1 protein-coding gene is annotated in these 624 nt (G+C 65.7%); it reads left to right on the top strand.

The genetic code is table 11. The features are described from left to right. Positions 1 to 204, top strand: a 204-nt coding sequence (locus tag AAFM29_RS17135) for a hypothetical protein (RefSeq protein ID WP_341713939.1), incomplete at its 5' end; no start/stop codon positions are given. Positions 205 to 624: the final 420 nt, after the last annotated feature.

Genomic DNA, 624 nt, shown 5'->3' on the forward strand with positions numbered 1-624 from the left:
AACACGATCGAAAGCGCGCTCGTATTAGTGCGTGAGCACAAGGCCCGACTCGCCGCGGACCCGGAAGTACACCGCCAGATCGTGGAAGCAGCCCGCGTCGGCGGAATCAGGGCGGCGCGCGAGAAGGCTGCCAAGATCATCGGTCCACAAGGGCACCTCGAAGTGATGATGCGAGCGCTCAGAGAGGCGAACTATGCTTCGTGACGTCCAAGCCATTGCCGATCGCGTTGCCGCGGCCCTCACCCGCAAGGGGCAGCCGGGGACGTTCTTCGCCTTCGAGGCAGGCCTTGCGGTGCGCGTTCGGTGGGACGGCGACCGACGCAACGAACGCGACGCTGAGCGGGCTCTGTGCGCTGCGCTAACGGGGTACGACGCGCAGCCGATGCCGGGGCTGGGGGTGTGGGTCGAGCCCTTGGAGCGCTCAGTGAACGATCACGAGGGGGCGCTGCACAACGCAGAGTCTAGCACGTGCGGGGCGTAGGCTCCACAGGCGGCGAACCGCCCACGTGCGCCGACTCTCGCTCTCGCCGATGGGGCATGGTGCTCCAGAGGCCAAATCGCTTTGGGTATGCGACCCTGGTGAAGACGTGACGGAGCGAGAGTCACTTTTTGGAGGTCATGTGT

Origin of the sequence: Erythrobacter sp., assembly GCF_038133525.1 — a bacterium.
GTDB lineage: Bacteria > Pseudomonadota > Alphaproteobacteria > Sphingomonadales > Sphingomonadaceae > Qipengyuania.